The sequence below is a fragment of the Erythrobacter tepidarius genome (assembly GCF_002155695.1).
Classification (GTDB): domain Bacteria; phylum Pseudomonadota; class Alphaproteobacteria; order Sphingomonadales; family Sphingomonadaceae; genus Erythrobacter; species Erythrobacter tepidarius.
In genome coordinates this window covers 91,219-104,499 of sequence record NZ_MUYJ01000004.1, presented here as the reverse complement: position 1 = coordinate 104,499, position 13,281 = coordinate 91,219, and the positions used below count along the sequence as shown (strand labels likewise).

The 13,281-nt window shown below is 65.5% G+C and carries 13 protein-coding genes; 5 read left to right on the top strand and 8 right to left on the bottom strand.

Translation table 11 applies throughout. The annotated features are described in order from the left end of the window. Window positions 1–55: 55 nt before the first annotated feature. A complete protein-coding gene (locus BZF61_RS15745) occupies window positions 56–220 on the top strand; it encodes a hypothetical protein (RefSeq protein WP_158094056.1) in 165 nt (54 codons plus the stop codon). On the opposite strand, the gene BZF61_RS04950 is transcribed toward BZF61_RS15745, so the two are convergent. From BZF61_RS04950 to BZF61_RS04935, 4 genes are read right to left on the bottom strand one after another with little or no spacing between them, the layout of a single operon-like run. Next, window positions 217–1,635 (bottom strand): efflux transporter outer membrane subunit, encoded by a 1,419-nt coding sequence (locus BZF61_RS04950; RefSeq protein ID WP_086617526.1) that lies wholly within the window; start codon window positions 1,633–1,635, stop codon window positions 217–219. The genes BZF61_RS15745 and BZF61_RS04950 overlap by 4 nt on opposite strands. 3 nt (window positions 1,636–1,638) lie before the next feature. Beyond that, a complete protein-coding gene (locus BZF61_RS04945; RefSeq protein ID WP_086617525.1) occupies window positions 1,639–2,628 on the bottom strand; it encodes an efflux RND transporter periplasmic adaptor subunit in 990 nt (329 codons plus the stop codon). Window positions 2,629–2,667: 39 nt separating this feature from the next. Beyond that, a complete protein-coding gene (locus tag BZF61_RS04940; protein ID WP_086617686.1) occupies window positions 2,668–3,399 on the bottom strand; it encodes an ABC transporter ATP-binding protein in 732 nt (243 codons plus the stop codon). An 11-nt stretch (window positions 3,400–3,410) separates the two neighbouring features. After that, window positions 3,411–4,547: an ABC transporter permease gene (locus BZF61_RS04935; protein ID WP_086617524.1), complete on the bottom strand. Its 1,137-nt coding sequence runs from the start codon at window positions 4,545–4,547 to the stop codon at window positions 3,411–3,413. Between the two features lie 177 nt (window positions 4,548–4,724). Between BZF61_RS04935 and BZF61_RS04930 the strand changes: the two genes are divergently transcribed. From BZF61_RS04930 to BZF61_RS04920, 3 genes are all read left to right on the top strand, one after another. After that, window positions 4,725–5,315 (top strand): TetR/AcrR family transcriptional regulator, encoded by a 591-nt coding sequence (locus BZF61_RS04930; protein WP_086617523.1) that lies wholly within the window; start codon window positions 4,725–4,727, stop codon window positions 5,313–5,315. 105 nt (window positions 5,316–5,420) lie between these two features. After that, window positions 5,421–7,379 (top strand): ATP-dependent zinc metalloprotease FtsH, encoded by a 1,959-nt coding sequence (gene ftsH / locus BZF61_RS04925; RefSeq protein ID WP_086617522.1) that lies wholly within the window; start codon window positions 5,421–5,423, stop codon window positions 7,377–7,379. Window positions 7,380–7,461: 82 nt separating this feature from the next. Continuing rightward, a complete protein-coding gene (locus BZF61_RS04920; protein ID WP_086617521.1) occupies window positions 7,462–7,746 on the top strand; it encodes a hypothetical protein in 285 nt (94 codons plus the stop codon). 7 nt (window positions 7,747–7,753) lie between these two features. Here BZF61_RS04920 and BZF61_RS04915 read toward each other — a convergent pair whose 3' ends face one another. From BZF61_RS04915 to rpoZ, 3 genes are all read right to left on the bottom strand, one after another. Next, window positions 7,754–8,818, bottom strand: a complete 1,065-nt coding sequence (locus BZF61_RS04915) for a DUF3667 domain-containing protein (protein WP_086617520.1) — start codon at window positions 8,816–8,818, stop codon at window positions 7,754–7,756. Between the two features lie 79 nt (window positions 8,819–8,897). Beyond that, entirely contained in the window at window positions 8,898–9,629 is a 732-nt protein-coding gene (locus tag BZF61_RS04910; RefSeq protein WP_086617685.1) for a ParA family protein, read from the bottom strand. Window positions 9,630–9,827: 198 nt separating this feature from the next. After that, window positions 9,828–10,172, bottom strand: coding sequence for a DNA-directed RNA polymerase subunit omega (gene rpoZ, locus BZF61_RS04905; protein WP_086617519.1), 345 nt, complete (start codon window positions 10,170–10,172; stop codon window positions 9,828–9,830). Window positions 10,173–10,319: 147 nt separating this feature from the next. On the opposite strand from rpoZ, the gene BZF61_RS04900 reads away from it, so the two are divergent. Continuing rightward, window positions 10,320–11,528: a phospholipase D-like domain-containing protein gene (locus BZF61_RS04900; protein ID WP_086617518.1), complete on the top strand. Its 1,209-nt coding sequence runs from the start codon at window positions 10,320–10,322 to the stop codon at window positions 11,526–11,528. Window positions 11,529–11,640: 112 nt separating this feature from the next. Here BZF61_RS04900 and BZF61_RS04895 read toward each other — a convergent pair whose 3' ends face one another. Continuing rightward, window positions 11,641–13,161 (bottom strand): replicative DNA helicase, encoded by a 1,521-nt coding sequence (locus BZF61_RS04895; RefSeq protein ID WP_086617517.1) that lies wholly within the window; start codon window positions 13,159–13,161, stop codon window positions 11,641–11,643. Between the last annotated feature and the right edge of the window lie 120 nt (window positions 13,162–13,281).

Here is a 13,281-nt window from a genome sequence, read left to right as displayed (position 1 = left end):
GTCCCGGCGGAGAGACGAGGGGGCGTCCCATGCGCAGGAGACGCAAGGGGCCGGCATGGCGCGCCTGATAGCGCCAGCGACGGCCGATGGCGCGAGCAGGGCGCTGCTGGAGGAACCGCGCCACCTGATGGCCAAGGCCGAGGCCGCGGCCTTGCCTCGCGCTGACGATGCGAGAGGCCTGGTAGCAAGCTTCTGGCCGACCGTGCGGGCGCTCGGCTAGCTGCCCGCCTTGGCCGGAGCATCGCCGCCCAGCGCCTGCCACAGCAGCACGCGCGCCCGCAGCGCCCGGCCCATCGCCGCTGCCGCGCGTTCGCCGCTGGCATCGGCAGCCCGGCGCGCTTCGAGCACGTCGAGGAAGCTGGCAAGCCCGGCCTTGTAGCGCGTCTCGGCAAGGCTCGCCGCGCGGGTGAGCTGGCCGTGTTCATCCACCGCGAGCCGGCTCTCGGCATCCGCGGCAGCGACAGTGCCGTAGGCGCCTTCCGCATCGCCCAGCGCTTGAAACACCGCCCCGCGATAGGCGGCAAAGGCGGCGCGCTTTTCGGCGGCGGCAGCATCGATCCCGGCTCCGACGCGCCCGAAATCGAGCAGTGGCCCGGCGACCCCGGCGCTCAGGTTGCCGATGATGGAATCGTTGAAGAATTCCGCGGGATCGAAGGCGAGCAGGCCGATCACCCCGGACAAGGTGATCCGCGGAAAGCGGGCGCGGGCGGCGGCAGCAAGATCGGCATCGCTGGCAGCAAGATTGGCGGCAGCGGCGGCGACATCGGGCCGGTTCGCCAGCAGGTCGGACGGCAGTGCGGCAGGGGGGGCGGCTGGCGTCAGCAGCGTCACCGGAGCGGCCAGCGCTGCGCGCACGCTCGCCGCGTCCTGCCCGGTCAGCGTCACCAGCCGCCCGATCAGACGCGCGCGTTCGCTCTCCAGGGCGGCGAGGCGCACCTGCGAGGAGCGCGCGGTCGCCTCGGCCCGCACCCGATCGAAACCGGGCGCGATACCTGCATCCTCACGCACCTTCGCCAGCCGTGCGAGGGTCTGCGCGGCGGCGACATCTTCCTCGATGGCAGCAGCGCGGGAATCGAGCGTGCGCCAGTCGATCACGCTGGCAGCGATCTCCGCCAGCAGCGCAGTCCGCACGCCCTGTGCCTGCGCGCTGGCGGCATCGATCCGGGCAAGAGCGGCGCGTTCCTGCGCCTTGAGCCGCCCGAAAATGTCCGGGTCCCAGCTGGCGACGATGTTCGCGCCATAGGAAGTCTGCTCGCGCGGGATGAAGCCCTGCTGGCCCGCTGCGCCGAACTGCGCGGGGTTGATACGGTTGCGGGTGACGTCGGCATCGGCGGTGATGTTGGGCAGGCGTTCGGCCCCGGCATGGCGCGTGCCGGCGCGGGCGGCGTCGATCCGCGCGGCGGCTTCGGCAAGGCTCGGCGCCTTGGCCAGCGCGGCTTGCGACAGGGCGACATAGGCCGGATCCGCGCTCGGCATCAGCGCGGCAAGGCCGCTTTGCTCGGCGCTGGCAGGGGTGTAGAAGAATGCCGCGGGCAGATCTGGCACCGGCGTCGCAATCTCCGGGGCTGGCTGCATCACGCAGGCCCCCAAGGCGAGCGGCAGCAGCGCCGCAAAGGGAAGGGCAGCGCGCCGCATGGCTCAGTTCCCCCCGCCCGCCGGAGCGCTCTTGGCCGGAATGAAGGCATCGACCTGCTGGCCGACCCGGAAGCGGTCGGTCTTTGGCAGGGCATAGATCAGCTGGAGCACCCGCACATCGACGCGCTCGGCGGCGCTGTTGGTGAGCGAGCGCTTGGGCACCACCTGCGGCTCGGCGCGCACGAAGGTGGCGGTGACGTGGAGTTCGGCCGCCCCGCGCGGACTGACCACAGCCGGCGCGCCGAGCTTGACGCGCACCGCTTCGTTCTCGTCGATGTCGATGCGCACATGCAGCGGATCGGTGTTGCCCATCTGGATGAAGGGTTGCGAGCTGCCGCCCTGGGTGGCGACGAATTCGCCGGGGTGAATGTTGACTGCGAGGATTTCGCCCGCGATCGGCGCGCGCACGGTAAGGCGTTCGATCTCGGTGCGCGAGGCGGCAGCAGCGGCTTCGGCCGCGGCCAAGCGCGCACGGGCAAGGCCGAGCCGGGTGGTGGCGGCGGCTTCTTCACCCTCGGCGCGGATCACTTCGGAGCGGCTTACGGCGGCCGGGTCAGTCAGGCTGCGATAGAGAGCAAGCTGCTGGCGCGCGGTGCGTTGCGCGGTCTCGGCCTCGACGATGGCCGCGCGCGCCTCGCGGATCGCAGCGGTGGCCTGCGCGAGATTGGCGCGCGCGGCGCGGGCATCGACAAGGAACAGCACCTCGCCCGCAGCGACCTTGTCGCCCGGCTTCACCCGCACATCGGTGACGAGCCCCGACAACGCCGAGCCGATGTCGATTACCTCGCTCGCCGGCTCGACGATCCCTGCGCCCGCCACGCGCGGTGCGTTGGCGAGTTCGCCCACCGGCTTGGGCGGCTGCTCCGCCGGCGCGATGGTCGTGCGGTCGGGCAGGCTGCCGACAATGTACCATGCGGCGACCACCATCCCGATGACCGCGATGACCGGCAGAAGCTGGCGCGAGAAACTCAGGTTGCGGGGCAGAAGAGCCATAGTGTCCTCGGGTGGCAGGGGAAAGAAGGGACTGCGGCATCAGTGGCCATCGGGCATTTCCTTGCCGTCATGGGTAATGCGCCCGTCCTCGAGCACGATGATGCGGTCGGCGAGATCGAAGATGCGGTTGTCGTGGGTGACGATGATGCAGGCGCGATCGGGCGCCACCGCCACTTCGCGCAGCAGGTCCATCACGCGCCGGCCCGAGCGCGCATCGAGCGCGGCCGTCGGCTCGTCGCATACCACCAGCCGCGGTTCGTGCACCAGCGCCCGGGCGATTGCGACCCGCTGTTGCTGCCCGCCCGAAAGCTGGCGCGGGAGCTTGTCAGCCTGATTGCCGATGTTGAGCTTGTCGAGCAGCACCTTGGCTTTTTCCCGCGCCTCTTCGACCGGCATGCCCTTGGCGATCAGCGGCACCGCGGCATTGGCGGCGGCGTCGATCGAGGGGATCAGGTTGTACTGCTGGAAGATGAAGCCGATATTGTTGAGTCGAAAGTTCACCAGTTCGGTGTCCGACAGCTTGTAGATGTCGGTGCCGAACACCTTCACTTCGCCCGCGGTGGGCCAGAGGATCCCGCACATGATCGAGATCAGCGTGGTCTTGCCCGAGCCGCTCTCGCCCACGACATAGGTCATCTCGCCCGAGCGGATCTCGGCATCGATGCCGTGGAGCACGCGGATGGTGGTCTGCCCCGCCTCGAAATCGCGGATAATACCGCGCGCGCAGATCGCGGCTTCGGCCTCGCACGGGGGGCTGGCGGGGATGGTCATGGTCGTTTGGCTCACCGGAACACCGCCGCCGGTTCGGTCCTGAGCACCGAGCGAATTGCGATCAGCCCGGTGATGGCGAGAATGATCACGACCGCCACCAGGCTGATGAGCGGCACCTGCCAGGGAATGTAAAAGCCCTTGAAGAACGGATTGGCGGAAAAGCCGTAGATGAACAGCACCGTACCCACGACACCCAGCGCGTAGCCGATCATGCCGACGAGGCCGGCCTGCGCGGCAACCATCCGGACGATCTTGCCGTTGGTCACCCCGATCGCCTTCAAGGCCCCGAACTGCTTGATGTTGTCGCGGATGAACAGGCTGAAGGTCAGGCCGACAATCGCCACGCCGACGACGAAACCAAGGAACACCGTGATCCCGAAATTGGTTGGAATGCCGGTGTTTTCGATGATGAAGTCGATGCCCGCCTGAGCGAATTCATCGCGGGTCTTGGCCTTGAGGCCGGTTTCCGCCTCGATCCGGTCGGCCACTTGTTCCGGGGTCTGGCCCTCGCTCACGCCCACCAGCACGAAGGACAGGCGGTTACGCGTGCCGGGGACGAAATTCAGCGCGTTGGAATAGCGGGTGTAGAGCACCACGGTGCTGGTAAAGCTCGGGATGGCATCGGCAATGCCGCGGATTACCGCGCGCTGATCGTTGAGTTCGAGCCGCGCGCCGATCGGGCTGGCGCCGGCCGGGAAGAAGCGCTGCGCGCCGGTATCGTCAATCGCAACCGCATCCGGCGCGAACAGCACCGACTTGTCGCCCTGGGCCATGCGCCGGGGCAGGCCGATCAGAGTGGCGTCGTCCACCCCAATCACCGCAACGCCTTCCAGATCGCCTTCCGCCGTGCGCACATTGGCAACCGCACGCAGGTGCGGCACGGCCCATTCCACGCCCGGAACCGAGCGCACCTTATCGAGCGCGGTGGCCGGCATGGCATAGCTGACATCGGTGGTGCGGCTGACCGGATCCATCACCCACACCTCGGCCTCGGGCGCGTTGAAGACCCCGCTCGCCCCGCGCTGCACCAGGTTGACGAAGATCGTCATCTGCTGGGTGATGAGCAGAGTGGAAAAGGCAATGCCGAACAGGAGCCCGTAGAACTTCTGGGCATCACCGGTGAGCATCCTGATGGCGATCCAGAGCACGCGGGAGAACCTTTGCGAGAGGACAGGGTTGCGCGGAGGGGCGAATCAACGCATTATTGAACGGTATCGTTTAATTGAACGGAGCCGTTCACTTTGTCAATCGGGTGTTCGCCGAAGAAATCAGGATTTTCCGGTCGCCGTCGCGCAGGCCGTCCGCTTGATGCGGCCAAGCACCTGATGATCATCGACACCGCTGCGCACCACTTCTTCCACCATGGCTTTGCCGCAACCTCGATCGAACAGATCGCCGCGGATGCCGGCGTGTCCAAGGTCACGATCTACAACCAGTTCGGCGACAAGCGCGCCTTGTTCGCCGCTGCGGTTGCGCACGAATGCGAGAAGATGGGGGACTATTTCACCCTCGATGCCATGCCGACTGGCACGATACGCGAACGTCTTGCCGCGATTGGCGAGGCAGTGGTCGCTTTCCTGTCCCGACCGGAGATGATCCGCTTCGATCGCCGGATCTCGGCGGAAACCGAGAATGAACCCGCCATCGGAATTGCCTTCCTGTCAGCCGGACCATGGCGCATGAAGCACGCTTTTGCGGCCTATCTTCGTCAAGAAGTCGAAGCCGGCGAACTGGCAATTGCCGACCCTTTGCTCGCGGCTGAGCAATTTGTGGCGCTGTGTAAGGGGATGGGCGATCTTGAGCGGCGCTTCGGGGCGGAGATCGCACCGGAAATGGTGCGCAGGCGCATCGATGGGGCGGTCGAGATGTTCCTCGCCGCCTACGGCACGGCCGAGGGTGGGGCCGAAGATCGATAATTCTCATCACGCTGTTCGAAAATTGGCACGATCCGCATCCTTGCGCTTTAGCTTGCCATTCACCTTGCGCGCCCTACATTACCCGCGAGAAAAGGAATCCACCCGATGAGCGAGCAGCACGACCCCAACCAGCAGCCGGACGGCCCGAACCCTTGGGTCAGACAGTTGATGATCTGGGGCGGCATCTTTCTGGCGCTGCTGCTGGTCGTCACGATGTTCAGCAATGCCGGGCAGAGTCCGGGCACCTCGATCCGCTATTCCGACTTCCGCGAGGCTGTCGCCCGGGGCGAAGTGCAGGACGTGCAGCTGAGCGAGGAGCTGATCACCGGCAAGCTCAAGAACGGTGACAGCTTCTCCACCGTTCCCGTGCCCAATGACATCGAAATCACCCGGCTCATGGAAGAGAACGGGGTGCAGTTCACCGGCAAGCCGCGCGAGCAGCAGAGCATGCTGCTGTTCATCCTGCTCCAGTCGCTGCCCTTCCTGCTGATCCTCGGGATTGCCGTCTTCGCGCTGCGCCAGATGCAGAAGGGCGGCGGCGGCGGCGCGATGGGCTTCGGCAAGTCCAAGGCCAAGCTGCTGACCGAACGTTCGGGCCGCGTGACCTTTGACGATGTCGCCGGCATCGACGAGGCGCGCGAGGAGCTTCAGGAGATCGTCGAGTTCCTGCGTGATCCGCAGCGCTTCTCCAAGCTTGGCGGCCAGATCCCCAAGGGCGCGCTGCTGGTCGGCTCGCCCGGCACCGGCAAGACGCTTCTGGCCCGCGCGATCGCCGGCGAAGCGGGCGTGCCGTTCTTCACCATTTCGGGTTCGGACTTCGTCGAGATGTTCGTCGGTGTCGGGGCATCTCGGGTGCGCGACATGTTCGAACAGGCCAAGAAGAATGCGCCCTGCATCGTCTTCATCGACGAGATCGACGCTGTCGGCCGTTCGCGCGGCCATGGCTTGGGCAATTCGAATGACGAGCGCGAGCAGACGCTCAACCAGCTGCTTGTCGAGATGGACGGTTTTGAGGCCAACGAAGGCATCATCATCATCGCCGCCACCAACCGCCCCGACGTGCTTGACCCCGCGCTGCTGCGTCCAGGCCGCTTCGACCGTCAGGTCGTGGTGCCGATCCCCGATATTGACGGGCGCGAGAAGATCCTCCGCGTGCATATGAAGAAGGTGCCGCTCGCCCCCGACGTGAACCCGCGCGTGATTGCGCGCGGCACGCCGGGTTTCTCGGGGGCCGACCTTGCCAATCTCGTCAACGAAGCAGCCCTGCTGGCCGCGCGCCGCAACAAGCGGCTGGTGGCGATGCAGGAATTCGAGGACGCCAAGGACAAGGTCATGATGGGGGCCGAGCGCCGCTCGATGGTGATGACCGAGGACGAAAAGCGGATGACCGCCTATCACGAGGCCGGCCACGCGATCGTCTCGGTACACGAGCCGGCCTCGGATCCGATCCACAAGGCCACCATCATTCCGCGCGGCCGTGCGCTGGGCATGGTGATGCGCCTGCCGGAGCGCGACAGCTATTCCTATCACCGCGACAAGATGCACGCGAACCTCTCGGTCTCGATGGGCGGGCGCGTAGCGGAGGAGCTCATCTTCGGATACGACAAAGTGTCCTCGGGGGCCTCGTCCGACATCCAGTACGCGACCGATCTGGCGCGCAACATGGTGACCCGCTGGGGGATGAGCGAAAAGCTCGGCCCGCTCCAGTACGAGACCAGTCAGGACGGCTATCTCGGCATGGGCCAGACGATGCGGACCATGGCCTCGGACGAGACCAACAAGCTGATCGATGCCGAGATCAAGGCGCTGGTCGAAGGCGCGCACAAGCGGGCCACCGACATTCTCAAGACCCACGAGGACCAGCTCCACCTGCTCGCTCAGGCGCTGCTCGAATACGAGACGCTGACGGGCGAGGAGATCAACCAGCTGCTCGAAACCGGCAAGATCGACCGTCCAGATGCGCCGCGTGGCCCGTCGATTCCCGCCCCGGTGCGTGGCTCGGCGATTCCGAAGGCCGGCAGGCGGTTCAGCGGCAAGGCCGACGAGGCCCCGCAAGGCGCCTGATCCGTCGCTGGTAAGGCACGAATGCACCCATCGTTCAGTCTCCCGGCGCTTAGCTCGTTGAGCATTCGCCGGGAGGTTTTTCATGCGCCCAGTGCTGTTTGCCGGCTTGTCCCTCGCACTCAACGCTTTGGCGCCCGCCCGCGCCGCTGGCCAGATGCGCCAGATTGCGCTTGCCTATCGTGCTCGCATCGGGGCCGATCGTGCCGCGGGCAAGGCACCGCACAGCTGCCTTCCTGAAGGCGAGACCGAAATCACCACCGACGTGCTGATTGTCCATCTGCGCAGCTATGCCGCGCCGCAACGCGATGCCATGAGTGTCGATGCCGCCTTTGCCGAGCTTATTGCGAAGACCTATCCCTGCCCGTGACGCCGGCTCAGAAAGCGCCGAGCACCAGCAAGGCCTGGAGAAAGAGGATCAGGACGAGTACGATCAGGAATAGCAGCACGAAGAACCGCCACAGCGCGGAAAAGCGGGTTAGCCCATAGGCACACCTGAGCTGCTTGTAGAGATGCAGCGGCGCAGCGATCAGGAACAGCAGTGCCGCCCAATCCCCTCCGCCCGGTATTGCGCCGAGGATCGACACCGCGATGAACAGCAGCGACATGAAGGCCAGCGAATAGGTGACGAACACCGCGTGATCATAGGCATTGAACTTGCGCCGCCATGCGAACAGCAGCCACATGAAGGGGATCGACAGCGGGATCAGCAGCCAGCTGAACTTGTAGCCGTTCGACTGCAGCTTATAGAGCATCAGCCCGGGGTTCTTTTCCCACTTTCTGACGATGCCCTCGTCCAGCCATGTGAGCCCCGTAACAGAGAATGGGGGATCCTCGGCCTGGTTCATCTCCGTCGGCTTGGCGTCGAGCACCATGTTCAGACCCTTGATCTGGTCAGCAATTTCAGCGCGGCGCGGATCGCCCTTGGGCAGTTTGTCGCGTTCCTGTTCGAGCGTGATGATCTGTTCGCGCACCTTGCTGCGGAACACCGATTGCCCGGCATTCTCGTCCTTGTTGCTGGCGATTTCTTGGGCGAGGTCATCGGTCGGTGAGATGCCCACCATCTGGAACACCGCGAACATCGCAAAGACCGTGAACAGGAACATCGCCATCGGGCTGACGAACTTGGCGCGTTCGCCGGCGATGAAGCGGCGCGTGAGTGCGCCCGGCTTGAAGACGAGCAGCGGCAGGGTGTTCCACAGCTTGCCGTCGAGATGCAGCACCGCGTGCATGATGTCATGCCCGATCGCGGCAAGGCTGCGGTGGATATGCGCCTTCTGGCCGCAGTGGCCGCAATAATGACCGGTGACGGTGGCGCCGCAGTTGGCACAGGTTACCAGTGCATGCGGCGTGCCTGTCGCTTCGCCGTGTCCCGGCTCGACCGCTCGGGACAGGAGACCGCCTTCGATCGCCGCACCAATGCCTTCGCCGATTCCGTTCATTGCATCGCGCCCTTGGCCTGCCCCGGCGTGCGAATATGGCGGGCAATCGCAGGCGTTACCAGTGGCTTGTCGCGCCGCCTCAGCGGGTGGCGAGCTTGCGTTCGATCGCGGTCCACAGTTGAGCGATGGCGCGCGCCGCTGGGGAGCGCGGAGCGAAGGCGCCGATCGGCTTCCTTTCGACCGCGCATTGCTCAACCGCGCTGGCGAGCGGGATCGCGGGCCAATTCGGGTTCGCCTCGCGCGCTTGCCTGTGCAGGCTTCGGCGCAGATCGAGCATTGATAAGACAGGCAAAATCGGCGGATGGCTCTTGCCGCTGCCACGCACTTCCTCGACCACCACCTCGAAGGCGCGGGCTGACAGCGGGGAGGGCGGCAGGGGGACGATCACCAGATCGGCAGCGCGCATCACCTGGGCGCTGACTTCGTTCAATACCGGGGGGCAATCAAAGACGATCCGGTCGTAATGCTTGGCGAGCCCTTCCACCAGTTTGGCGAGCCGCTTCTTCTTGCCCAGCCGGTCAAGATAGCGGTCGAGCGAGCGGATGCTTTCGTCCGCCGGGAGGAGATCGAGATTGGGATAGGCGGTCGCCTGGACCAGTTTCAGCAGATCGGTCCCTTCCGTGAAAGCGCTGTCCGCGCTGCGTTTTTTCTTCGGATCAATGCCGAGAAGAAAGCCCGAGCCATTGGCCGCGTCGAGATCCCACAACAGCGTCTTGCGGCGCGAGATGGTGGCCGAACACCAGGCGAGGTTGACGGCCAAAGTCGTCTTTCCGACCCCGCCCTTGACGCTGTAGACCGCAATCGAAGCCATGCTGCCCTTCATGTTACGCCAATATTACAGCGCAAGGGGATAGCTTGCCAGAGAGCGATGACAAGCGCAGCGGATGCCGGTTATGAACCGGTCAAACGCAGCTGGAGCGCGACAATGACATCGCAAGCAACCGACAATAACCCTGCAAAAGGGGCGACCGGTGCAAGCCTGATTCGCGCTGCGGACAGCCGGTTGCGATCAGCCGTCGTAATCCCCGCCGAGCGAACTGGTGCGGGCCGGGGCCGAGGCGGTGATGCGCAGGGCTTCAGCCGATTGGCTGAGCGAACCGATCTCGTCAGCCTCGTCCTCGTCGTCGGGCAAGATCTTCTGCAAGCTCGTCACCAGAGCTTCGCGCAGATCGTCCGGACGGATCGTCTGCTCGGCGATTTCGCGCAAGGCAACAACCGGGTTCTTGTCGCGATCGCGGTCGACGGTAAGTTCGCTGCCACCGGAGATTTCGCGCGCGCGCTGGGCGGCGAGCAGGACGAGGTCGAACCGGTTGGGAACCTTGTCGACGCAATCTTCAACGGTAACGCGTGCCATGGGCGGCCTTTTCGGATTCGCAAGAATGGGGGAAGGCCTCGCAGCTAGGGATGGCGAGCGCGCAAGTCAAGAAAATGCGCATTCCGCGACCAGCTTCGTCCTGTGATTGGGGCTGGTGCTGGCGTCGCATCGGGCTATGCTGGTGCCATGGACGGGCAGACCTCCAGCGTGGCCGCTTCGCCGGAGCCGCGGCTCTACGTCGATCCCGCGCCGTTCCGGATCGCGGCGCAAGGGCACGACTTCACCTTCCTGCCGGGCGGGGCAGATCGCCTCGCCGCGCTGATCGGGTTGATTGCGGGCGCGCAGACATCGCTCCGGCTGTTCTACTACCTGTTCGACGACGACCTTTCGGGAACCGCGGTGCGTGACGCGCTGATCGCCGCCGTCCGCCGCGGGGTGGCAGTGCGGCTGATCGTCGATGATTTCGGCAATGACGCAGGGCGCGCCTTCTTTGCGCCGCTGCGCGAGGCAGGGGGCAGCTTCGCGGTCTTCTCCTCGCGCTGGAACAGCCGCTATTTCGTGCGCAACCATCAGAAGATCGCAATCGCCGATGAGCGGCGGGTGATTACCGGCGGAGCCAACGTTTCTGACCACTATTTCAAGCCTCCGGTCGAGAACGGCTGGTGCGATCTGGCCGTGCTGATCGAGGGGCCGGTGGTCGAGCGTTTCTGCGCGTGGTTTGCGCTGCTCGACCGCTGGGTCGAGAGCGAGGAGCAGGGGCGGGTCGAGCAACTCAGCCGCTTGCGCGAGATCGTGCGCGACTGGGACGGCGAGGCCCGCGGGAGCGCGGGCGCGGTGCGCCTGCTGGTCGGCGGCCCGCTGGTGCGGCGTGGGCACTGGGCGTGGTGGCTGCGCAAGGATCTGGTCACGGCGCGGCGGCTCGATACGGTTTCGGCCTATTTCTCCCCGCCAAGGAGCTTCCGCCGCCAGTTCGCCAAGGTCGCGCGACGCGGGAAGGTGCGGATGATCATGCCCGGCAAGTCCGATATCGGCGTGGCGATCGACATCGCCCGGTTGCTCTACAAGCGGCTGCTGGCGGCGGGGGTGCGGATCTTCGAGTTCCAGCCCAGCAAGCTGCACATGAAGCTGCTGGTGGCCGATGATGTCAGCTATGTCGGCAGCGCCAATCTCGACAAGCGCAGCTTTCGTATCAATGTCGAGCTGATGGTGCGGATCGAGGATGCCGGGGTGGCTGCTGCGCTACGCCGTCTGGTCGATCATATGCAGGCCGCGAGCATCGCCGTGACCCCGCAGTGGTATCGCCGCCAGTCAACCCTGCTGGCGCGGATGCGCTGGCGGCTGGCATACTGGATGAGCCTGGCCGATTATCGCGTGAGCCGGCTGGGGGCGCGGTGAGGCGCGCCTGCGCTGGAATCCGGCGCGCAGGGGGCTAGGGTAGGTTGGGGGCATTGCCGCGATCGGCGCGGTTGCCGCCGCTTGGCTCCCGATCGCTGCGGGAAGTTGCGGGCTATTCGAATCCGTAGTCCGAATAGTCCTTGTAGTTGGGCGAGGTGAACTTGGTGATGTCGCTCTGGAAGTGGAGCGGCACGTTGCCGGTCGAACCGTGACGCTGCTTGGCAATGATCAGCGTGGCCTTGCCCACCAGTCCTTCGAACTTTTCCTCCCACGCACGGTATTTCTCCTGCACGTCGGGCGGTGAGGAGGCATCGGGCGTGTCGGGCTTGACCAGCAGGTGATAGTAATCGCCGCGGTAGATGAACCAGACCATGTCCGCGTCCTGCTCGATCGATCCGGATTCGCGCAGGTCCGACAATTGCGGGCGCTTGTCCTCGCGGCTTTCGACCGCGCGGGAGAGCTGCGAGAGCGCGATCACCGGCACCTGCAATTCCTTGGCCAGGGTTTTCAATCCGCGGCTGATTTCCGAGATTTCGTTGACCCGGTTGTCGTTCGCCCGACCGGAGCCTTGCAGCAGCTGGAGATAGTCGACGATGATGAGGCCGACATCGTGGCGTCGCTTCATCCGCCGCGCGCGGGTGCGCAGGGCGGCGATGGTGAGCGCGGGTGTATCGTCGATGTAGAGCGGCAGTTCGGAAAGGCGCTGGCTGGCGAAGGACAGCTTCTGGAATTCCTCGCGGCTGAGCTTGCCGCTGCGCAGGCTTTCGGAGGAAATCTCGGCCTGTTCGGCAAGGATGCGGGTGGCGAGCTGGTCGGCGCTCATTTCAAGACTGAAGAAGGCGACCGGCGCGCCATAGTTGAATTCCCCCCCGTCGCGCTGCCATTCGAGATGCTTTTCGGCACAGTTGTAGGCGATGTTGGTGGCGAGCGAAGTCTTGCCCATGCCCGGCCGGCCGGCGAGGATGATGAGATCGGAATCGTGCAGGCCGCTGGTCTTGCGGTCAATCGCATCCAGCCCGGTGGTCTTGCCCGACAGGCCGCCGCCTGATTTCATCGCCGCTTCGACCATCTTGATTGCGGTCAGCGCGGCATCGCGGAAGGTCGATGCCTCGCGGCCCGTCGAAGCGCCCTCGGCGACACGGAACAGATCGGCCTCGGCCTGGGTGATGCGTTCCATCGGCGAGATGTCCTGCGAGGTGTCGAGCGCGCCTTCGATCAGCCCGCGCCCGACGCTCACCAGCTCGCGCAGCAGCGCGAGATCGTAGATTTGCTGGGCCAGCTCGCGCGGGGCGAGCAGGCCTGCGCCATTGGCCGTCAGCTGCGCGAGATAGGAGGTGCCGCCCAGCTCCTTGAGCGCCTCGTCGGCCTCGAAATAGGGGCGCAGGCTAACCGGCGAGGCGGTGGCATTGCGCTCGATCAGCACCAGCACACGCGCGTAGATGCGCTGGTGCAACGGCTCGAAGAAGTGTTCCGGGCGGATGGGAACCTGAAGCTCCTCGATCACCCGGTTGTCGATCAGCACCGCGCCCAGGAACGCTGCCTCGGCCTCGAGATTGGCGGGCAGTTTGCGCAGGGGCGCGTCCGGCGCGGAGGCGGCGACGCTGATCGGGGTGACTTTTTCCGGTTCGGCCATGCCGGTCTGATGCGCCTGGCGGGGGGGATCAGGCAAGTGCGAAAGCCGACAATATTCTTTCGCGCGGTTGTGGATAGCGGGGAGATTTGATCGAAGTGCTTGAAGTGCGGCCCCTGCATC